The 19,177-nt window shown below is 65.2% G+C and carries 23 protein-coding genes; 10 read left to right on the top strand and 13 right to left on the bottom strand.

From position 1 onward, the window contains the following. Nucleotides 1-64: 64 nt before the first annotated feature. The 9 genes from ACZ5TH_RS01860 to ACZ5TH_RS01820 all read right to left on the bottom strand — a co-directional run bounded on the left by ACZ5TH_RS01860 (nt 65) and on the right by ACZ5TH_RS01820 (nt 6,481). The gene (locus ACZ5TH_RS01860) at nt 65-463 is read right to left on the bottom strand and encodes a DUF3168 domain-containing protein (protein ID WP_464794393.1); all 399 of its coding nucleotides are present in this window, start codon (nt 461-463) and stop codon (nt 65-67) included. After that, nucleotides 460-687: a hypothetical protein gene (locus ACZ5TH_RS01855; protein WP_460987638.1), complete on the bottom strand. Its 228-nt coding sequence runs from the start codon at nt 685-687 to the stop codon at nt 460-462. Before ACZ5TH_RS01855 ends, ACZ5TH_RS01860 begins: the two co-directional genes overlap by 4 nt. After that, nucleotides 654-1,190: a head-tail connector protein gene (locus ACZ5TH_RS01850; protein WP_464794392.1), complete on the bottom strand. Its 537-nt coding sequence runs from the start codon at nt 1,188-1,190 to the stop codon at nt 654-656. Before ACZ5TH_RS01850 ends, ACZ5TH_RS01855 begins: the two co-directional genes overlap by 34 nt. A 103-nt stretch (nt 1,191-1,293) precedes the next feature. Beyond that, a complete protein-coding gene (locus tag ACZ5TH_RS01845) occupies nt 1,294-2,409 on the bottom strand; it encodes a phage major capsid protein (protein WP_464794391.1) in 1,116 nt (371 codons plus the stop codon). Between the two features lie 127 nt (nt 2,410-2,536). Next, on the bottom strand, nt 2,537-2,950 hold the full coding sequence (locus tag ACZ5TH_RS01840; RefSeq protein ID WP_464771996.1) for an HK97 family phage prohead protease: 414 nt from the start codon (nt 2,948-2,950) through the stop codon (nt 2,537-2,539). Beyond that, nucleotides 2,947-3,267 (bottom strand): DUF6127 family protein, encoded by a 321-nt coding sequence (locus ACZ5TH_RS01835; protein ID WP_464771995.1) that lies wholly within the window; start codon nt 3,265-3,267, stop codon nt 2,947-2,949. The genes ACZ5TH_RS01840 and ACZ5TH_RS01835 overlap by 4 nt, the downstream gene beginning before the upstream one ends. 240 nt (nt 3,268-3,507) lie before the next feature. Beyond that, on the bottom strand, nt 3,508-4,635 hold the full coding sequence (locus tag ACZ5TH_RS01830; protein WP_464794390.1) for a phage portal protein: 1,128 nt from the start codon (nt 4,633-4,635) through the stop codon (nt 3,508-3,510). Between the two features lie 111 nt (nt 4,636-4,746). After that, complete coding sequence (locus ACZ5TH_RS01825; protein ID WP_464794389.1) at nt 4,747-5,085, bottom strand: hypothetical protein; 339 nt, start codon at nt 5,083-5,085, stop codon at nt 4,747-4,749. Nucleotides 5,086-5,146: 61 nt separating this feature from the next. Beyond that, a complete protein-coding gene (locus ACZ5TH_RS01820; protein WP_464794388.1) occupies nt 5,147-6,481 on the bottom strand; it encodes a DNA-packaging protein in 1,335 nt (444 codons plus the stop codon). A gap of 85 nt (nt 6,482-6,566) precedes the next feature. Between ACZ5TH_RS01820 and ACZ5TH_RS01815 the strand changes: the two genes are divergently transcribed. Then, a complete protein-coding gene (locus ACZ5TH_RS01815; protein WP_464794387.1) occupies nt 6,567-7,016 on the top strand; it encodes an acetyltransferase in 450 nt (149 codons plus the stop codon). A gap of 164 nt (nt 7,017-7,180) precedes the next feature. Here ACZ5TH_RS01815 and ACZ5TH_RS01810 read toward each other — a convergent pair whose 3' ends face one another. The 3 genes from ACZ5TH_RS01810 to ACZ5TH_RS01800 all read right to left on the bottom strand — a co-directional run bounded on the left by ACZ5TH_RS01810 (nt 7,181) and on the right by ACZ5TH_RS01800 (nt 9,412). Further along, nucleotides 7,181-7,756, bottom strand: a complete 576-nt coding sequence (locus ACZ5TH_RS01810) for a hypothetical protein (RefSeq protein WP_464794386.1) — start codon at nt 7,754-7,756, stop codon at nt 7,181-7,183. A 152-nt stretch (nt 7,757-7,908) separates the two neighbouring features. Then, complete coding sequence (locus ACZ5TH_RS01805; protein WP_464794385.1) at nt 7,909-8,556, bottom strand: glutathione S-transferase family protein; 648 nt, start codon at nt 8,554-8,556, stop codon at nt 7,909-7,911. Nucleotides 8,557-8,620: 64 nt separating this feature from the next. Then, nucleotides 8,621-9,412, bottom strand: coding sequence for a hypothetical protein (locus tag ACZ5TH_RS01800; protein ID WP_464794384.1), 792 nt, complete (start codon nt 9,410-9,412; stop codon nt 8,621-8,623). A 143-nt stretch (nt 9,413-9,555) separates the two neighbouring features. Here ACZ5TH_RS01800 and ACZ5TH_RS01795 point away from each other — a divergent pair, with 143 nt between their 5' ends. The 7 genes from ACZ5TH_RS01795 (at nt 9,556) to nhaA (ending at nt 15,961) form a co-directional block, all read left to right on the top strand. Beyond that, complete coding sequence (locus tag ACZ5TH_RS01795; protein WP_464794383.1) at nt 9,556-10,191, top strand: YqaA family protein; 636 nt, start codon at nt 9,556-9,558, stop codon at nt 10,189-10,191. Nucleotides 10,192-10,201: 10 nt separating this feature from the next. Continuing rightward, a complete protein-coding gene (gene lnt, locus ACZ5TH_RS01790) occupies nt 10,202-11,809 on the top strand; it encodes an apolipoprotein N-acyltransferase (protein WP_464794382.1) in 1,608 nt (535 codons plus the stop codon). Between the two features lie 60 nt (nt 11,810-11,869). Beyond that, the gene (gene metK / locus ACZ5TH_RS01785; protein ID WP_449471441.1) at nt 11,870-13,075 is read left to right on the top strand and encodes a methionine adenosyltransferase; all 1,206 of its coding nucleotides are present in this window, start codon (nt 11,870-11,872) and stop codon (nt 13,073-13,075) included. 182 nt (nt 13,076-13,257) lie between these two features. Continuing rightward, nucleotides 13,258-13,437 (top strand): hypothetical protein, encoded by a 180-nt coding sequence (locus ACZ5TH_RS01780; RefSeq protein WP_449471440.1) that lies wholly within the window; start codon nt 13,258-13,260, stop codon nt 13,435-13,437. A 320-nt stretch (nt 13,438-13,757) separates the two neighbouring features. After that, the gene (trmB, locus tag ACZ5TH_RS01775; RefSeq protein ID WP_464794381.1) at nt 13,758-14,453 is read left to right on the top strand and encodes a tRNA (guanine(46)-N(7))-methyltransferase TrmB; all 696 of its coding nucleotides are present in this window, start codon (nt 13,758-13,760) and stop codon (nt 14,451-14,453) included. Next, on the top strand, nt 14,454-14,711 hold the full coding sequence (locus ACZ5TH_RS01770) for a hypothetical protein (protein WP_449471437.1): 258 nt from the start codon (nt 14,454-14,456) through the stop codon (nt 14,709-14,711). A 53-nt stretch (nt 14,712-14,764) separates the two neighbouring features. After that, on the top strand, nt 14,765-15,961 hold the full coding sequence (gene nhaA / locus ACZ5TH_RS01765) for a Na+/H+ antiporter NhaA (RefSeq protein ID WP_464794380.1): 1,197 nt from the start codon (nt 14,765-14,767) through the stop codon (nt 15,959-15,961). Here the strand turns inward: nhaA and ACZ5TH_RS01760 are convergent. Next, nucleotides 15,939-17,249, bottom strand: a complete 1,311-nt coding sequence (locus ACZ5TH_RS01760; RefSeq protein ID WP_464794379.1) for an SLC13 family permease — start codon at nt 17,247-17,249, stop codon at nt 15,939-15,941. The two genes, nhaA and ACZ5TH_RS01760, sit on opposite strands and share 23 nt — an antisense overlap. 103 nt (nt 17,250-17,352) lie before the next feature. Here ACZ5TH_RS01760 and ACZ5TH_RS01755 point away from each other — a divergent pair, with 103 nt between their 5' ends. Together ACZ5TH_RS01755 and ACZ5TH_RS01750 are read left to right on the top strand one after the other, a co-directional pair. Further along, the gene (locus tag ACZ5TH_RS01755; RefSeq protein WP_464794378.1) at nt 17,353-18,219 is read left to right on the top strand and encodes a hypothetical protein; all 867 of its coding nucleotides are present in this window, start codon (nt 17,353-17,355) and stop codon (nt 18,217-18,219) included. 71 nt (nt 18,220-18,290) lie between these two features. Next, on the top strand, nt 18,291-19,157 hold the full coding sequence (locus tag ACZ5TH_RS01750; RefSeq protein ID WP_464794377.1) for an SDR family oxidoreductase: 867 nt from the start codon (nt 18,291-18,293) through the stop codon (nt 19,155-19,157). Nucleotides 19,158-19,177: the final 20 nt, after the last annotated feature.

Genomic DNA, 19,177 nt, shown 5'->3' with positions numbered 1-19,177 from the left:
TTGACACCACCCAAAAAACACCGTTCGCCCTGAGCTTGTCGAAGGGCTTCCCTTCTTCTTCGCCCTACTCAGCCCGAACCACCCGCACCCGATAATCCACCACCGCCTGCCAAGCGTCCTTCTCGCGCCCCTTCACGACGCGCGACCGGATCAACCGCACCCCGACGATCCGCCACCCCTCGGCAAACTCCAAAACGTCCATCACGCCATCAACCCGCTCCAACAGCAGCGAAAGCCGCCCCGGCGTCTCCCCCGCATCATGCAGCCCGATCGTCAGCCGCAGCTCCCGCCCGTCCACATCCTTCGCGCCCCACTCGCTGGCGATACATTCACCCACCACCGCATAGGGCACGCTCGCTCGCACAGGTTGACCATCGAACAGGCCATTCAGCCCGCCCATCAACGCCGCATCACCGCCCAAAGCCGCGATCACCGCCGCCCGCACCGTAACTTCCGCACTCATCGCCCGCCCCTCACCCTCTCGCGCAGATCAAGGTCGCCCAGCCACCGCCGCAGCAACCCCCGCCCCGACAACAGCACCGCCTCCCCCTCGACCCGCGCATCCTCCACGCCCGCCGCCAGCATCGCCTCAGCCACTTGCCCACGCCGCCGCGCCGCCCGCGCCTCGACCAACCGCGCCAGCGCCGCCACCTTCATGCCAGCCGCATCCGCCGCCACGGCCGCCACAGCGCGCTCACCACCGCAGGCGGCGTCGCCACATCACCGCCACGCGCGGAGAAATGCTCCGCTGCCAGCCGCACGATCCCCTGCCGGATCGGCTCGGGCAGCCCATCCGCATCGTCGGCCACCCCCGCCCGATAATGCACCGCCAGCACCCGCTGGCCAGCCAAATGCCGCGCCCGCACCCAACCATCCCCCGCCGCATCAATATCCACCGAATAGGCATCGATAGCCAACGCTTGCCCCACACCATCAGGCCCCACCGCATCGACCCCCAGGATCGCCACCACCGGTGTAGCGGACAGCCGCTGCCATCCCCCATCAGCCCGCACCGTCTCCCGCGCCTCACCAATGATCAGCCACTGCCCGACAAACTGCTCGCACAACGCCGTCGCACTTCTAAGCAGCCCCTCCAGCAACCCATCCTCGCCACTGCCACTAATCCGCAGATAATCCTTCAATTCCGCCAGCGACGCCCCCGCCACCCCAGCCTCTTCCCGCACCAGCACCAACCGCCCCTCCCTAAAAAAAGACCCTTCTCCCCCTGAGGGGGGAGAAGGATACGAAGCCTTGGCCCGAACGGGCCTAGGCGAAGTTGGATGAGGGGGTTTGTTACGAAGCCGCGAACTTCATCAGCTTGATCGCCTCCGAATTGGAAACCGCGCCGCCAATCCGCTTCACCGCATAGAAATGCACGAACGGCTTGTTGCTGAACGGATCGCGCAGGATGCTCGTCTCGCTACGCTCCGAAATCACATAGCCCGCCTGGAAATTACCAAAGGCGATCGACAGCGAACCCGCAGCAAGATCCGGCATATCCTCGGCCTCCACCACCGGATAACCCAGCAGCGTCGCAGGCTGCCCAGCGCTCAGCGAAGGCTGCCAGATAAACGCCCCATCACTCGTCTTCATCTTGCGGATCACCGCCAGCGTCGCCGAATTCATCACGAAGCACGCCCCCTGACGATAAGGCGCCCGCAGGCTCTGCACCAGATCGATCAGCTTGTTCTCGGGGTTGGTCGCAGCAAAAGCACCCGCGCCGCCGGAAGCCACATATTGCAGCGAACCAAAAGCACGCACGCTGTCTGCCTCATTGGTCGTCGTATAGGTCAGGAACCCCTTGGGCTTGTTCGTGCCATTGCCATTGACGAACGCCGCACCCTCCGCCGCCGCAAACTCGCGCGCAATCTCGCCCGCCAGCCATCCTTCGACATCGAACTGCGCATCGTCCAGCATCGCCTGGCTCGCCGCCGGATTGGCATAAAGCTCGCCATAAGGCGGCACGATCTCGTTGAAGCTCGGCGTCGCCGTCTCCGCCCGAGCACCCGTCTCACTCGCCCAGCCCGACACGATGCCGCCCGACGTCACCAGCTTGCGATAGCCAGCGCTGCCGGTACGCACCACATTCGCAATCGAACGAATGGGCGAAATCGCCTTCAACGTAGCATCAATAATCTGGTCGATCTCACGCGGCACCGCATAGCCACCCGCCGCACCACTCGCGCCGGAAAAGCTCTTCAGCTCCACACCCGCTTCAAGCCCCTGCCGCACATAGCGCTCGACAAAAGCCGCCCGCTTGGGATCGAACGTCCCACCCTTCACCCCATCCAGCGCAGGCCGCTGCTGCTGCACCAGCGCGCCTTTAAGCGCCGCAACCTCACCCTCCAGCGCCTCGATACGCTCACCCTGCACCACCGCATCAAAGCTCGCTTCCAACTGATCCGTCATCAACCACTCCCACAAAAAAAGCGGCCCCAAAGGACCGCTCATCAAAACCTTCTCCCCCCGGGGGAGAAGGATACGAAGCCTTAGCGGCAGAGCCGCTTAGGCGAAGTTGGATGAGGGGGGAGAAGCGCTACCCCTCCACCGCAATCACCCGCGCCAAAGGCTGCATCGGGTGCGTCACCACGCTCACCTCCACCAGCTCCAGCGCCAGCAGTTCGCGCGGCCCAGCCCCCCGCGCCTCCCGCACCCGATAGCCAAAGGACAACCCATCCACCGCGCGCTCCTTCAAAGCCCGCGCCGCCGCCCTCCCGGCAGAAGTCCTACCCGACACCCGCCCAATTACCCGCAGCCCGCGCGCGTCCTCCTCCACCCGCTCAACCGTCCCGATCGCCTCACCCGGCAGATGCTGCCAGAGCAGCGGCACCCCCGCCGCCACGCCCGCAAAAGCCCCCGGCCGCACCACATCACCGCCATGATCCACCCGATCGAACACCGCCGCATACCCCGCGAACCGCACGTCGCACTCACCGCTCGGGCCACTCATCCCCGCACCATGCCGACCAGCCCAGCCTTCACCGCTACACCCAGCAGCACCAGCGCCATCACGATCCGCACCGCCCAGCCGACCACCGCCCCGCGCGCCGCCTTCTTCGCGTCGCGCCAGGCGGACAGCAGCTCACGCAACTCCCGCACATCATCCTCCGCGCGCCGATCGCTCAAGCCGAGCCGCTCCAGCGCCCGCCCGGCGCCCAACTCGCTCGCCTCCTCGATCAGCGCGCGGATCATCACCATGTCCATCTGCCCCGGCGCCGCGTCAGCCTGCGCCACCAGCCGCGCCAGCATCTCGCCATCATATTTCATAAGAATTACCCTCCTCTCCCTCTCCCCTTCAGGGGAGAGGGCAGCGAGACTTGGCGGCGATGCCGCCTAGTCGCAGCGGGAGAGGGGAACCGCCCTCTCCTCAACATCCCAACCAACCCTCTTCATCAGCCCCCGCTGCCGATTATCGCGCAGAGCACGCAAAGGCCGCAGAGCAACAAAAAAGCCGCCCAAAGGCAGCCCTGCAAAATCCTCCGCGCCCTCTGCGCTTCTGCGCGCCCCTCAAACCCCCAACATCACCCTCTTCTCATCCGCCGTCAGAAAATCCGCCGCAGCCACCCGCTCCCACAAAGCCGCCCGCTCGTCCGACAAGGCAGGCACCGCATCCAGATCCGCCGCCAACGACAAACCCGGCCACCACCCCTGCAACCCCTGCGCCAGCCCACCGCAGATCTTCGCCACCAACGGCAATATCGTCTGCCGCCACAACGCCTTGTTCGCCTCACGATAATTGGCGTAACTATTATCCCCCGGCAGCCCCATCAGCATCGGCGGCACCCCGAAAGCCAGGGCAATCTCCCGCGCCGCCGCCGCCTTCAGCCCCACAAAGTCCATTTCCGCAGGCGTCAGGCTCATCGCCTTCCAGTCGAGCCCGCCCTCCAGCAACATCGGCCGCCCGGCGTTGGCCGCACCGGAAAAGGCGACCTCCATCTCCCGCTTTACCCGCTCGAACTGCTCCGGGCTCATCACCGACCCGTCGCCCGGATCATAAACCATAGCCCCCGAAGGCCGCGCCGCATTGTCCAGCAGCGCCTTGTTCCACACCGTCGCCGCATTGTGGATCGCCACCGCGCCCGCCGCCGCGCCCACGCATCCCAGCCCATAATGATCATCCAAAGGATGCAGCGCCTTCAAATGCAGGATCGAAGCCCGTCCCGCCGCATCCTCGGGCAGCAGCCGCGTCACGCTGTCTCCGACCCGATAGAGATAAGCCGCAGGCCACCCCCGCGCATCCGCCTCCACGCTGACCCGCTCCGGCCGCAGCGCATATAGCTCGACCGGCGTCCCATCCGCCCCCATCATCACCTGCACATAGCCATTGCCATGCAACAGCAAATGGCTCGCCAATGTCTCCACCAACCCCTGCCCCGCAGAGCAGCGCGTCAGCAGCGAAAGCACCGGCCCACGCTCCTCCTCCTCGACCCCGCTCGCCAGCAAAGCCATAGCCCCCGCGCCCTCCGACACCAGCCGCAAAGCCCGCTGCGCCACCGGATTACCAATCACGCCACTGCGCACCTGCGCCTCATAGGAAGCAGGCCATTCCCCCAAAGCCACCGCGCCCGAACCCCAGGCACGCGCCAACACCGGCCGCGCGCCCCCGCGCGCCGCCCTAGCCCCAAAGAATTTCATCGAAAGCCCCACAAACAAAAATCCTCTCCCCTTCAGGGGAGAGGATGGTGAAGGTTGGCGGCCTGCCGCCTACCGTAACCTGGAGAGGGGAAAGCCCCCTCACCCGTCAATTCAAGGATTACGCCGCAAAACCCGATCGCATTCCGCGTTAGTCCCCTCACTCTTCCCAATAACACGCCCAGCCACAGCCCCAGCCGCGCCCGCCAGCAAGGACTCACCCAAGCTCCCGCCAGCCAAAGCACCCACGCCAGCACCACCCGCCGCGCCAATCACCGTCCCGCGATCACGCCCCTTCTTCGCTTGTAACAGGCAGTAACGCACATCATCCCGATCACGCGGAGCCGCCCGCGCCACCCGAGCCCGCTCCTTACCGTTAAGCGAAGCCGCCATAACCGGCGTCGCAGCCAAAGTCGCGGCAGCCGCTACGATCATCATCCTGGCCAATTTCATCAGCCTCACTCCCTTTAAAAATTGACTTAGGATAATACGCCGCGCTTGGGCGCCCGGTTCCTCAAACCGCCCGCACCCGCGCATCCCCCCGCCGTCCCAGCATCAATTCCGTCAAAGCCCAGACCAGCGCATCCGCCCGATCCGGCGACCGCCCCGGCCCGACATAGCCACCCCCGGCGATCAGCCCGCACATCTCATCCTCCAGCGCCCAAAACGCCCCGCGATGCCGCACCCGCCCGGCTTCATACAGCGCCGCCACCGGCTCGGCCCGCGCCGCCTTCCCCCGGCTCGCATGCACCAACCGCACCGGCAGCGCCGCTTCCGCCGCGCGCAGCACGCTTTCCACCATCGCTCCGCCATTATTCGCCTCGGCAATCACCCGATCCGCGCCATGCACCGCCGCCGCGTCAGCCACCGCCCGCGCCCAGCCTTCCGGGCTCGCTTTCTCAACACTGGCATCGGCAATCACATAAGCCCGCCCATCGCCGCCAATCCCCGCCACCACAATGCCGCAAGCATCTCCATGCGCCGAAGCCGGAGGATCGACCCCGATCACCACCCGCGACAGCAGCGCCCCACCACCATCGCCGCCCGGCACATGCGCCACCCGGCACCGCTCCAGCAGCGCCCGGTTCCACAGCGCGCCCTCAACCTCCTCGATCAGCTCGCCGTCCAATTCCTGCCGCCCCAGCCGCGTCGCGCCATAGCTCTGCTCCATCGCCGCCACGAAGCCATCGGCCAGGTTCACTACATTGTCCGCCGTCCGCCCCCGCGTCACCGCGACATCAGCGCCATCCCGCGCCACCAGCCCGCGCACCAGCGCCACCGGCCGCGGCGTCGTCGTCGCCATCACTTGTGGAGCGCCCCCCAGCCGCATCCCCATCATCATATTGTCCCAGGCCGCTTGCGCCTGCGGCCATTTCGCAATCTCGTCCGCCCAGCCATGGCTGAACTGCGGCCCGCGCAGCGATTCCGGGTCAGCCGCCCCAAACAGCAGCGCCATCGCCCCATTGGGCCACACCAACCGCCGCAGCGCAGGCGAAAAGACCGGTCGGTTCCACCAGGGCGCGATCGACAGCAGCCCGGAAGGCCCCTCCACCATCACGCTCCGCGCCTCGCCCAAAGTCGCGCCGACCAGCGCAATCCGCGCCTGACCGTCACTCTCCGCAACCCGCCGCACCCATTCCGCCCCGGCCCGCGTCTTGCCGAACCCGCGCCCGGCCATCATCAACCAGACACGCCAGTTTCCCCCCGGCGCCAGCTGTTCCGGCCGGGCGAGCCATTCCCAATCATGTTCCAAAGCCTGCGCCGCCGCGCCATTCAGCCCCGCCAGCACCCGCTCCCGCGCCGCGTCGGGCAGGACCGCCAACCTCTCGAAATCCGACATGCCACCCATCGGCCCGCGCTCTCCTCGCCCCGCTTCAACTCTTTCCAACTCCGCGCCTCTTCGCCTGGGCCACCTCATCTCTATATGTGAGGCCATGACATCGATCCGCCCCGCCCGCGCCGCCGACGGCGCCCGCCTGCTCGACATCTGGCGCTCCGCCATCGACGCCACCCATGATTTCCTCGATCCAGCCGATCGCCGATCGCTCGATAAAGAAGTGTCCCGCTTCCTGCCCCACGCCCCCGCATGGCTGGCGACCGACGCCGATGACCGGGCGGTCGGCTTCATGCTGATAGAAGGCACGCATATGGAGGCCCTCTTCATCGACCCCGCCTGGCACGGCAAAGACGTCGGCCGCGCGCTCGTAAGCCACGGCCTCGCCCTCCACCCGGCTATGACCACCGACGTCAACGAACAGAATGAAGGTGCTCTCACCTTCTACGAACGCATGGGCTTCGCCCGCACCGGCCGTTCGGAAAAGGACGGCCAAGGCCGCCCCTACCCCCTGCTCCACCTGAGACATGCGCCCGAAGCAGTGCGGTGAACCTTCCACCTCCACGTCATCCCAGCAAAAGCTGGGATCTCATGAGGCCAGACCGAACGCTATCGCCAGAGATGCCAGCCTCCGCTGGCATGACGGAATGAAAGAGTCAGCGACAATTCCTCTCCCTTAAAGGAGAGAGGGAGAAGCTTTGCTCACCCCCCAAATCACCCCTCCCCCCGCCTCTCCCGCACCCTCTCCAACGCCTCCCGCAACCGCTCGACCGCATCCTCCCCATCAGGCCTATCAACCGCATCCGCCGCCAGTCTCTCCCCCGCCTCGCGCCGGTGCTGCACCAGCAATCGCACACCCACCGCGTTGGGATGCCCGCGCTTCACCTTCCGGCTCTTCACCATACCCTCTCCGTCCAGCACCACCTCTTCCTCTTCCGTGCCGAACAGCGCCTGCCGCAGCAGCAGCGCCTCCAGTTCGGCATAGCCGACGCCCAGCGCCTGCGCCCATTCCCGCGCAAAGCCGGGATCACGCCTCTTTTGATAATAGGCGCTCGACAGGTTCTTCCCCGCCACCCGCGCTGCCTCGCTGACATTGCAAGTCGCCGCCAGCGTTTCCATGAACACCTTGCGCCGCTCGACAGTCCAGCCGTCCCGGCGCACCGCGCGCATCTGCGCCCCGCTACCGGCCGCGCCGCGCTGGCTCCGCTGCACGATCAATTCCCTGTCGGGCGCATCGCTGGCCTTGCCGGAAAAACGCCGCACCACCTTCGCGCCGTCCTCTTGCCCCATCCCCTCGCCCCCCACTATCCCAACGAAAAAGGGCCAGTCCTTCCGGACCAGCCCTTGCCGCGTCACCATCCCGGCGACTCACAATTCCCAATATCGACATAACTGCCAGAACAGCGTGACGATGTCAAGCATAATGTTCCATATAGGTTCGTTCAAGATGCCCGCATGGCTTCAATGCCCTTCATTTCCGCCGCCAGCGCATCGGCAAAACTCGGCCGCGCGCAGATTTTCTCCAACCATTGCTCCAGCCGCGGCCAGCGCCCGCCTTTCAAGCTCGAACTGCAATAGCCGACGTTGATCAGCGGACAGGCAACCGCAATATCGGCCAGAGTAAAGCGATCCTCCACCAGAAAGCCGCTCTCCGGAAGGATCTTCTCAATATAATCGCCAATCTTCGGAAGCTGCTCCGCCTCCGCCCGGTCTGCCGCCACTAAATCCTGCGGCATTCCCAGCAACGGAGCAACCATGCGATTGAAGAAGATCGCGGCCCCGGCGGATTGCACGATGGTATCGCCAAACTCCTCATACCAGATCGTCCGCGCACGCGCTTTCGGCTCTGTCGAGATCAACGCAGGATCGGGCTTGATGGCATCCATATAGGTTATGATCGCGCTGCTGTCGCTGATCAGGAAATCACCATCCTGAAACGCGGGCATCTTTCCGAAAGGCGACGCCCGCTCGAAAATCTCGCCGCCCTGGCCAAAGCCGCCGGGCTTCACTTCCACCGCCAGCCCCTTCTCGGCGGCAAAGACGATAACTTTGCGGACGAAGGGCGATGGACGCGCGCCATAAATGATCATGAGAGTCTCCCTACTAATCGACGGGACACCTCATCTCATATAGGTATCGAAATGCAACCTAAATTCACATGCCCGCCCCACCGCTGTTGGCAGGTGCTCGGCTATAGTCGATCCTGATCCGCACCCAGCTCCCGACCATCGCCTTCCCATTGACGCGCGGCGGGCGCACCAGGAACTGCCATGCCGCCAGCCGAACGGCCCGCGCAAAGCCCGACCCCTGCGGCGATTCCCCCAGCGCCTGACAATTTTCGACCCGGAAATTCTCCACCGTCTTGCACGCCACCAGCCCCCATCCACCGGCGGGCGCATTGGCGGGCATATAGCCGCCCAGTTCCGCAGGCGTTGGCCGCCGATACCATTCCGCCTCGAACAGCTGGACGCCGCCTGGCCCTTCGCCCGGCCCCGCCGCCATGCGGCTATTCCCTTGCCCAGCCGTGCCCGCGCTCTGGCTGTCATCCGTCTTGGGCATCTTGCCGATGTCCGCCACCGCCATCTGCGCGCTGTCCAGTTGCAGGAACGGCTGCTTGGTCGGCGGCAAAGTCACGATCGGCTTTTCGACCGGCGTCACGACGGGTTTCTCGACCGGCTTGCGCGGCTTGTCGGGTTCCTTTTCCTTCTTTTCCGGCGCCGCCGCTTTTTCTTTCTTTTCAGCCCGCTCGGGGCTTTTCTCGGCTTGAGGTTCAGGCGCAGCGGCCATGTCGAACGTCACCGGATTGCGCGGATCAACCTTCTGGGGATCAAGACCCGGCGCCAATGTCAGCAGCGCCAGCACCAGCAGCGCGTTCAGCCCCAGCGCAAAGATCAATCCCCCACCACGCTCGCGCACTTTCGACCATGATGGGTTGGAAATCGTCACAAAAAACCGGCCGGGCTGCTGATGCGGAGAAGAGGGGTGATGCCGAGCCGTTCTCACCGCGTCAACGCCTTCACGATGTTGCAACTCCGTAATGGGATGAAAGCGCTGGCCGTCCCCGGTAATCTCCGCTAGGCCCGCCCCCGATGCTCACCAAGCTTTATCAATGGACGCTGGCCAAAGCCGCCCACGCCCATGCCGAACGCTGGCTCTTCGTCATCTCCTTCATGGAGAGCAGCTTCTTCCCAATCCCCCCGCACCCGCTGCTTGGCCTCATGTGCCTTGCCCGGCCGGAACGGGCGATCCGCTTCGGCATCATCTGCACCGTCGCCTCGGTATTGGGCGGCATGCTCGGCTATGCGATCGGCCATTTCCTCTATGAGGCCGTCGGACAACAAATCCTCCACGCTCTTGGCCTTGCCGCCAAATTCCCCGTCGCCGCCTGCTATCTGCGCGACTATGGCGCTGAAATCATATTGGTGAAGGGCGCAACGCCCATTCCCTTCAAGCTCATCACCATCACGGCAGGCTTCATCGGCCTGTCGCTCTTCACCTTCCTCTGGGCCAGCATCCTGTCCCGCGCCTTTCAGTTCATGCTGGTCGGCTTCCTCTTCTGGAAATTCGGCCGCCCGATAAAGGCGTTCATCGAGAAATATCTGGGCCTCCTCTCCGCCGCTTTCCTCGTCCTCGTGGTGGGCGGCTTCATCGCGGCATCGATGCTGTCGGGCGGCGGGCACAAGAACGACAAGTGCAGCCACGCCACCATGGCCACCATCCGCTGATCCCTGTTCGATGATGCAACTGCCCGCCCGTTTCCCCAGGCTCACGGCCCTGCTCGCCGGTTTCGTCGCCGCCACCGGATTTGAGCCGCTCAAGCTATGGCCCGTCACCCTCGCCTGCTTCGCGCTGCTCCTCTGGCTCATCGAAACCGCCCCCACCCGCCGCGCCGCCTTCACGCGCGGCTGGCTGTTCGGCCTCGGCCACTTCACCCTAGGTCTCAACTGGATCGCCCACGCCTTCTCCTTCCAGGACGCCATGCCCCACTGGTTCGGCTATGGCGCTGTCGTTCTCCTGTCCCTTTACCTCGCGGTTTATCCCGGCTTGGCAACGCTCGGCACATGGTGGCTCGCCCATAACTTCCCCTCCCGCAAGCGGGAGGGGCAGCGAGACTTGGCGGCTCTGCCGCCTAGTCGCAGCGGGGTGGGCGGTAGCACCCCCTTCACCCTCATCTTCGCCGCCTGCTGGATAGCCAGCGAATATCTCCGCGCGACCGCCTTCACCGGCTTCGCCTGGAACCCCCTCGGCGTCACCCTACTCCCCACCGGCATCACTATCGCGGCAACGGTGATCGGCACCTATGGCGTAGGCGGCCTCACCATCCTCGCCGCCGGAGCCATCCTCCTCACCGCCAAACGTCAATTCCGCCCCGCCGCCGCCATCGCCGCACCCCTCACCGCCCTAGCCCTCTGGAGCCTCCTCACACCCACCCCGCAAACCCCCGCAGGCGCCCCACGCATTCGCGTAGTCCAACCCAACATAGGCCAGGACGAAAAATACTCGCCAGCACTGGAAGAAGCCCACTTCCGCACCCTGGCCACCCTCTCCGGCACACCCCGCCCCGCCCCGCGCCTCATCTTCTGGCCCGAAGCCGCCATCCCCGCCTATCTCGACATGGAACCGCAATGGCGCGCGCGCCTCGCCGCGCTGCTCGGCCCCGGCGACTTGCTGATGACCGGCGCAACCAAAGTCTATTTCAAGCAGGTTCAGAAAGAAGGCGTCACCACCGACGCCCTCGCCGGAGCGAACAACAGCCTCTTCATCGTCTCCCCTCAGGCGCAACTACTCGGTCGCTATGACAAAGCGCATCTCGTCCCCTATGGCGAATATCTCCCCATGCGCGCGCTCCTCCAGCCGATCGGCCTCTCCCGCCTCGTCCCCGGCGACGCCGACTTCTGGCCCGGCCCCGGCCCGCAAAGCCTCACCCTCCCCGCCACCCTCGGCCGCCCGGAGCTGAAGATGGGCGTCCAGATCTGCTACGAAATCATCTTCTCCGGCCATGTGATCGACGCGAAGAACCGCCCCGCCTTCCTCTTCAACCCCTCCAACGACGCCTGGTTCGGCAGCTGGGGGCCGGTCCAGCATCTCGCACAAGCCCGCCTGCGCGCGATCGAGGAAGGCATCCCCATCATCCGCTCCACCCCCACCGGCGTGTCAGCGGTGATCGATGCGCGCGGCCACGTTCTGCGCGCCCTCGGCCTCCACCGCGCCGGCTATCTCGACGGCGCGCTGCCCCCCGCGCTGCCGCCCACGCTCTTTGCCCATTTGGGTAATTGGGCGCCCCTCCTGTTCATGGCTCTGCTGGCCGGACTGGCCATTGCCATCCGTAGGGTGAAGGGCTAATAGGGGCACATAAACTTTTCTTTATGTCGCTTTCACGCCAGCTTGGCTTACGGGAGTCCCATGCGCAGCAACTATCTCTTCACCTCGGAATCCGTGTCCGAAGGCCATCCCGACAAGGTCGCGGACCAGATTTCCGACGCCATCGTCGATCTGTTCCTGTCGAAGGACCCGGAAGCCCGCATCGCCTGCGAAACGCTGACCACGACGCAACTCGTGGTGCTGGCTGGCGAGATTCGCTGCAAGGGCGTCTATGAAAATGACCAGTGGGCTCCGGGCGCACAGGAAGAGATCGAACGCGCCGTCCGCGAAACCGTAAAGCGCATCGGCTATGAGCAGGAAGGCTTCCACTGGGAAAGCTTCCGCTTCGAAAACAATCTCCACGCCCAATCCGCGCACATCGCGCAGGGCGTCGACGCCGCCGGTAACAAGGACGAAGGCGCTGGCGACCAGGGCATCATGTTCGGCTTCGCCTGCGACGAAACGCCCGACCTCATGCCCGCCACGCTGGACTACAGCCACAAGATCCTCGCCAAGATGGCCGCAGACCGCCACTCCGGCCGCGCACCCTTCCTTGAACCGGACGCCAAGAGCCAGGTCACGCTGCGCTTCGAAAATGGCAAGCCCGCCGCCGCGACCGCCATCGTCGTCTCGACCCAGCATGCCAAGGGCTATGACGAAGGCGCCAACGAAGCGGAACTGAAGGAATATGTGAAGGGCGTCATCGCCGAAGTCCTTCCCGGCGATCTGCTCTCCGACGAGACCGTCTATCACATCAATCCCACCGGCAGCTTCGAAATCGGCGGCCCTGACGGCGACGCGGGCCTCACCGGCCGCAAGATCATCGTCGACACCTATGGCGGCGCATCGCCCCATGGCGGCGGCGCCTTCTCGGGCAAGGACCCGACCAAGGTTGACCGTTCGGCCGCCTACATCACCCGCTATCTCGCCAAGAACATCGTCGCCGCTGGCCTCGCCCGCCGCTGTACGATCCAGCTCGCTTACGCCATCGGCGTGTCGGAACCGCTGTCGCTCTATGTCGACACCCACGGCACCGGCAGCGTCGATGATGCAAAGATCGAGGAAGCGATCAAGTCGATCAAGGAACTGGGCGGCCTCACCCCGCGCGGCATCCGCACCCATCTCGGCCTCAACAAGCCCATCTATCGCCCGACGGCCGCCTATGGCCATTTCGGCCGCAAGGCGGAAGGAGACTTCTTCCCCTGGGAACGCACCGATCTGGTCGAAAAGCTGAAGGCCGCGCTCTAAGCGCTTTACCCCGCCACAGATGAAAGAGCGGCGCGCGGGCAATGGCCTTGCGCGCCGCTTTTTCATGGGCGCAACATGACGAAAAGTTCACTAGGTTTCCGCCCAATCCCGGCACATACATGGCTTGCCGGACTTGGCCCCCTGTCGGGTCCGGCAACCCCTCCTCTCAAGGAGAACAGGCGATGACCCGGTTTTTGACCTCCGCTCTTGCCTGCCTCGCGCTCCTGGGCGCCAGCGCCACCCCCGCGCTCGCCGCCCCCTGCAAGGACGCGAAAGGCAAATTCATCAAATGCCCGCCCAAGCCGGTCGCCAAAAAAGGCCCGTGCAAGGACGCCAAGGGCCGCTTCATGAAATGCCACTGAGCTGAAGGACCGGCTTCCGGTCTTTTCTCCTCTTTCTCCCGGCAAGCTAAAGGCCGGCCGCAGGACCCGGCCGTGGCCTAGGGTGTGTGGGGATTCAGTTCAGGACGCGGCGAAAATGGTGAATTTCGAGAACTGGCGCGCAGCGTACTTCAGTACGTGAGCACCGGAAGCGCAGAAAGTCGCCATTTGCAGCCCGTCATGGGCTGAACCCCCACACACCCTACTGTGCCTCCCGCCCCGTACCGCTCCTCACCACGGGTGCGGGAGGCACAACAGCTACCCGCTTGCCCCCGCTGCGCCACGCGGCTAAGCGCGCGCCCATGACCGCGCACAAATCCGGCGACCCCACCACGCTCAACCGCCTCTATGGCCGTCAGTCGGGCCACAAGCTCCGCGCCGGTCAGCAGGAGCTGGTCGATACGCTGCTCCCCGCTCTCTCCATCCCGGAAGAAGGGGAGATCACCGCCGCCAACCTCTTCGGTTACGACCGCCCCCTGCATTTCGAAATCGGCTTTGGCGGCGGCGAACATCTCGCCTATCGCGCCGATATGCTGCCCGACCATGGCTTCATCGGCTGCGAGCCTTTCCTGAACGGCGTCGTCACCGCGCTCGGCCATGTCCGCGATCAGGCGCTCGGCAACATTCGCCTCCATATGGGCGACGCGCTCCAGGTCCTCGCCCGCATCCCCGACGGAGCCTTGAGCTTCGTCTACCTCCTCCATCCCGACCCTTGGCCCAAGGCCCGCCACGCCAAGCGCCGCATGATGAACCCCGGCCCGGTCGAAATGATCGCCCGCACGCTGAAGCCCGGCGGCGAGTTTCGCTTCGGCACCGATCACCCCGTCTATCTCCGCTGGGCGATGATGGTGATGAACGGCCACCCCGACTTCGATTGGCTGGCCAGCGAACCCAAGGACTTCCTCACCCGCCCCGGCGGCTGGCCCGAAACCCGCTATGAGGCAAAGGCCCGCCGCCTCGGCCATGAAGTGTGGTATTTCCGTTACAGGCGCAAGTGAATGAACGATCATCCGACATCCGCAATCCCCTGGGATCAGCCCGCTACCCTGATCGACCTTGAAGGCCGCGCCCCGGTCATCGGCACGATCCGTGACTGCGCCCAACATTTCGCGGTCTTCAAGCCGCACGCCCGCGAACAGGCGCGCGTCCTCCTGACGCAACCCATTCACCGGGCGGGGCGCAAGACCCGCACCTGGATTCTCGAACCCTTCGAAATCGAGCAACTCGCCGACCGGCTCCGCATGGAAACGCACTGATCCACCGACCGGAAGCAGTGGCCCTGCGCCGAATTGGCCGTTAGAACAGCGGGATGAGCGTTTCTCCCCTGATCACCCGCCCCGTCTCGATGATGCGCGCCTTCCTCGCGGCGGAAGCGGCAGGCGGCATCATCCTGATCGCGGCTGCGGCTCTGGGGATGCTCGTCGCCAACTCCGCCCTGTCGGCCGACTATTTCCACACGCTCCACATCGACCTGGCGGGGCTCAGCCTGCTCCACTGGATCAACGACGGCCTGATGGCGCTGTTCTTCCTGATCGTGGGCCTCGAAATCAAGCGGGAGGTGCTGGACGGGCAACTCGCCCGATGGCCCGACCGCCTGCTGCCCGGCCTGGCAGCAGCCGCAGGCGTGGTCATGCCCGCCCTCATCTATGTCGCCATCAACCGGGGGGACGCCACCGGCCTTCGCGGCTGGGCGATCCCCGCCGCCACCGACATCGCCTTTGCCCTCGGCGTGCTCGCCCTCCTCGGCCCACGCGTACCGGGATCGCTCAAGATATTCCTCGCGGCCGTGGCGATCATCGACGATCTGATCGCCGTTCTCATCATCGCCCTCTTCTACAGCGGACAGCTCAACCTGCTGCCCCTCGCGCTGGCCGTCGCAGGTCTGGCCTGCCTCGCGCTCTGCAATCGGGCGGGGGTAAACAGCCTGTGGCCCTATGTACTCATCGGCGTCTTCGTCTGGTTCTGCGTGCTGCAATCCGGCATCCACGCCACTCTGGCCGGCGTCGCCGTGGCGATGACCATCCCCTTGCGAAAAACCCCAGCCGCCCCCGACGACCAGCATTCGCCGCTGTCCCGCCTCGAACATGGCCTCCACCCTTGGGTCGCCTATGCCATCGTGCCGCTGTTCGGTTTCGCCAATGCGGGCGTGTCCTTAAGCGGGGTCGCGCTATCCGACCTGGCTCAGCCCGTACCGCTCGGCATCGCGCTCGGCCTTTTCGCAGGCAAGCAACTTGGCATATTCGGCACCGTCTGGCTCCTGTCCCGCCTCGGCTGGGCCAGCCGCCCGGCCCATTCCACATGGGCGCAGGTCTATGGCGTTGCGCTGCTCTGCGGCATCGGCTTCACCATGAGCCTCTTCATCGGCGGCCTCGCCTTCGCGCCCCATCCGGATACAGGCGATGCGGCAAAGCTCGGCATCCTGCTCGGCTCACTCGCCTCCGCCACCGCCGGTTTCCTTATCCTGCGGCTCGCGCCCGGCCTGATCAGAACGGAAAGAACATACTGATCGCCGCGACCGCGACCACGCAGGTGATCAGGTTCAAAGGCAACCCCACCCGCACGAAATCCATGTAGCGATAGCCGCCCATCTGATAGACGATGACATTGGTCTGATAGCCAAAGGGCGTCGCAAAGGCCGCGCTCGCCGCCATCATCACCGCGACCAGAAACGGCCGTGGACTGACCGCCAGACTATCGGCCAGCGCGACCGCAACCGGCGTCACCAGCACTGCAACCGTCGCGTTCGACAGCAGCTCCGTCAGCACCATCGTCACCAGATACAGCACCACCAGCGCGATCAGCGGGCTCAGCCCATGCACGCTGCCGATCAGCATCCGCGAAGCATCCGCCGCGAGGCCACTCTGCTCCATCGCGATGCCGATCACCACCATGCCCGCGATCAGAATCAATATCTGCGGCCGCAACCCACTATAGGCTTCATCCGCGCTGATCACCCGCAACAGGATCAGCACCACTGCTCCTGCAAAGGCGCTCGCCGCGATCGGCGCGACGTCGATCGCCGCCAGCCCCACCGCCGCCGCAAACACACCTAGCGCGATCGCCGCCTTGGCGGGCTTCAGCGGCCGTGGCTCGGCAAACACCGCCGGATCACCCACCTGCGCGCTGTACACATGCATGGTATCGATCGGCTGCGCTTCCCCCTCCCGCTCGTCCGCCTCATGACGGCCGCCCAGCAGCTTCTTGCTGAACAGGAACAGGTACAGCCCACCCGCAAACGCCATCGGCAACCCCACCGGCGTAATCTCGAAAATGCCAAAGCGCGGCTGCCCCGCCACGCTCGCCATGTCGTCCACCAGCAGATTGGTCGATGTGCCGATCAACGTGCAGCAGCCGGTCAGGATGGTGATATAGGACAACGGCATCAAAAACCGCTTGGGCGACAGGCCCAACGCATTGGCGACGTCGCGCACGACCGGCGCGCCCAGCACCACGATCGGCGTCGAATTGAGGAAGCAGGACGCCGCGCCGATCATCGACAGCAGCAGCCACATGCCGGTCGCGCCCATCCGCCTGCACATCGCCACCGCCATCGCGATCGCCCGGTCAAGCAGGCCCGACAGCTCCAGCGCATAGGCAATGACGAACAGCGACGCGAGCGCGATGATCGCGGGACTTGCAAAGGCGCCCTGCACATCGACCGGCCGCACAACGCCCGTCATCAACAGCACCGCCGCCCCGGACAGCGCGACGACATCGGCGCGCACCTTGTCCCAGATCAGCGCGGCGACGACAGCGGCCAGCACCAGCAGCGTCAGAACTTGGTCAATCGTCATGCGCCCCCTGCCTCGTGCCTGCTGCCGCCCCTGTCAACGCAGCAAGGCGGAAAAAAGATGATTATCTTCTGGAGGATGATGCTCGATTTGCTATCAATGGCTTATGCGTGAACCCAGTGCCAGGACCAGTCGGCTCGCCATAGCCGCAGGGCTTGCAGCTTTTATCGCGGTCGGGGCGGGCGGTTTCCTTCTTGGACGCGGCACAGCGCCCAAGGCTCCGCCGCCCGCGCCTGCCCCCGTCACCGTCATCCCCCCGCCCATCCCGGTACAGCCGCAATTGCCGCGCCTCTGGGGCCGCGCGGAGATGGCCGACCTCGCCCGCCGTGCCGCCGACGTCCTGTCATCGGGCAAGCCGTTGCCGGACGACATCGCAGGGGCCGTGGGCCAGCGGTTCGATCTCTCCCTCCCCTTCGGTTGCTCGGGCGCTGCGGATAAGGACAGTGGCGCCCCCATGCGCTGGCGCTATGATGAAGCGGCCGGCGTGCTCCGCGTCCATGTCAGGCCGATTTCGTGGAAAGCCGCCGATCTCGGACTCCCCACGCAAGGGGACGGCTATGATGCCGAGGGCTTCTGGATGCTGCGCCCCTGGTCGACCAGCGACGAATGTCCGGCCCCTGCAACAGCCAACGCGCCCGAACCGGACGGAACCGCGCCCACGCCCGACCAAAGCCTGGCCCTCGCCCAATTCGGCCAGAATGACGGCAACGACCTGTGGCGCCACGGCCGTCCCTTCGAAAAGGTGCTGCGCCTTGCCCCTGAAGATTTCACCCCCTCACGCGGGCTGAGGCTCAGGCTTATCGGCCGCATTGAACGCGTGCCCGGAAACGGCCCGGTCCACTGCGCCCAGCCGCTCGGGATCGAACAGCGGCCCGCCTGCGTCCTCGCCGTCACCCTGCGTGAAGTCCGCATGGAAATGCCGGGCGCGGACGCCCCTATCGCCATCTGGGAAAATCGCAGCACGGGCGGCTAGGCGACCCGCCCTGCCGCAAGCGCATGAACCATCCCCCAACCCAAGTGTTGGCCGAGGAAAGGAGATGCGCCATGTCCGACACCCAATCCGACAATCATGAAGAGATGATCCACGAAGACGGCTTGCCCGGCCACGAAAGCAAGCTGGAGCCCAAGCCCGAATGGGAACCCCGCTATCCCGGCTCCGGCCGCCTCGCAGGAAAAGTCGCTCTCATCACCGGCGCGGACAGTGGCATCGGCCGCGCCGTCGCCGTACTCTATGCCCGCGAAGGCGCCGACGTTGCCATCCTCTACCTCTGCGAACATGACGACGCGAAGAAAACCGCCCAGATCGTCGAAGCCGAAGGGCAACAGGCCCTCACCATCGCCGGGGACATTGGCGAAAAATCCTTCTGCGACGACGCCGTCAAACAGGTAATCGACCGCTTCGGCCGCCTCGACATCCTAGTCAATAACGCGGGCGAACAACATCCCGATCAGGACATCACCGACATCACCGAAGAACAGCTGCGCCGCACTTTCCAGACCAACATCTTCGGCATGTTCTTCCTGACGCAAGCAGCACGCCCGTACCTCCAAAAAGGCGCCGCCATCGTCAACTGCACCAGCGTCACCATGTATCAGGGCTCGTCGGAACTGCTCGACTATTCCAGCACGAAAGGCGCCATCACCGCCTTCACCCGTAGCCTGTCGGAAAATCTCGTAAAAGACGGCATCCGCGTCAACGCCGTAGCCCCCGGCCCGATCTGGACCCCGCTCAACCCCTCGGGCGGCGCGAGCCCGGAAAAGCTCGAACATTTCGGCGAGTCAGTCCCCATGGGCCGCCCCGGCCAACCCAACGAAGTAGCCCCCGCATTCCTCTTCCTGGCGTGCGAGGACGGCAGCTACATGTCCGGCCAGGTCCTCCACCCTAACGGCGGTACGATCGTGAATGGATAACTGGTCCAGAATCCGTCGAG

It is taken from the genome of Sphingobium sp. TomTYG73 (genome assembly GCF_055394245.1).
This window is presented reverse-complemented; position numbering and strand designations above follow the sequence as displayed.

Coding starts and splice junctions, on each gene's coding strand:
- ACZ5TH_RS01755 (WP_464794378.1), top strand. CDS start 17,353: ATGCGTGAACCCAGTGCCAGGACCAGTCGGCTCGCCATAGCCGCAGGG.
- ACZ5TH_RS01795 (WP_464794383.1), top strand. CDS start 9,556: ATGCTCACCAAGCTTTATCAATGGACGCTGGCCAAAGCCGCCCACGCC.
- ACZ5TH_RS01845 (WP_464794391.1), bottom strand. CDS start 2,409: ATGACGGATCAGTTGGAAGCGAGCTTTGATGCGGTGGTGCAGGGTGAG.
- ACZ5TH_RS01770 (WP_449471437.1), top strand. CDS start 14,454: ATGAACGATCATCCGACATCCGCAATCCCCTGGGATCAGCCCGCTACC.
- ACZ5TH_RS01825 (WP_464794389.1), bottom strand. CDS start 5,085: ATGAAATTGGCCAGGATGATGATCGTAGCGGCTGCCGCGACTTTGGCT.
- nhaA (WP_464794380.1), top strand. CDS start 14,765: ATGAGCGTTTCTCCCCTGATCACCCGCCCCGTCTCGATGATGCGCGCC.
- ACZ5TH_RS01810 (WP_464794386.1), bottom strand. CDS start 7,756: ATGGGGCAAGAGGACGGCGCGAAGGTGGTGCGGCGTTTTTCCGGCAAG.
- ACZ5TH_RS01840 (WP_464771996.1), bottom strand. CDS start 2,950: ATGAGTGGCCCGAGCGGTGAGTGCGACGTGCGGTTCGCGGGGTATGCG.
- metK (WP_449471441.1), top strand. CDS start 11,870: ATGCGCAGCAACTATCTCTTCACCTCGGAATCCGTGTCCGAAGGCCAT.
- ACZ5TH_RS01805 (WP_464794385.1), bottom strand. CDS start 8,556: ATGATCATTTATGGCGCGCGTCCATCGCCCTTCGTCCGCAAAGTTATC.
- ACZ5TH_RS01860 (WP_464794393.1), bottom strand. CDS start 463: ATGAGTGCGGAAGTTACGGTGCGGGCGGCGGTGATCGCGGCTTTGGGC.
- ACZ5TH_RS01780 (WP_449471440.1), top strand. CDS start 13,258: ATGACCCGGTTTTTGACCTCCGCTCTTGCCTGCCTCGCGCTCCTGGGC.
- ACZ5TH_RS01750 (WP_464794377.1), top strand. CDS start 18,291: ATGTCCGACACCCAATCCGACAATCATGAAGAGATGATCCACGAAGAC.
- ACZ5TH_RS01830 (WP_464794390.1), bottom strand. CDS start 4,635: ATGAAATTCTTTGGGGCTAGGGCGGCGCGCGGGGGCGCGCGGCCGGTG.
- ACZ5TH_RS01760 (WP_464794379.1), bottom strand. CDS start 17,249: ATGACGATTGACCAAGTTCTGACGCTGCTGGTGCTGGCCGCTGTCGTC.
- ACZ5TH_RS01835 (WP_464771995.1), bottom strand. CDS start 3,267: ATGAAATATGATGGCGAGATGCTGGCGCGGCTGGTGGCGCAGGCTGAC.
- ACZ5TH_RS01820 (WP_464794388.1), bottom strand. CDS start 6,481: ATGGGTGGCATGTCGGATTTCGAGAGGTTGGCGGTCCTGCCCGACGCG.
- lnt (WP_464794382.1), top strand. CDS start 10,202: ATGATGCAACTGCCCGCCCGTTTCCCCAGGCTCACGGCCCTGCTCGCC.
- trmB (WP_464794381.1), top strand. CDS start 13,758: ATGACCGCGCACAAATCCGGCGACCCCACCACGCTCAACCGCCTCTAT.
- ACZ5TH_RS01815 (WP_464794387.1), top strand. CDS start 6,567: ATGACATCGATCCGCCCCGCCCGCGCCGCCGACGGCGCCCGCCTGCTC.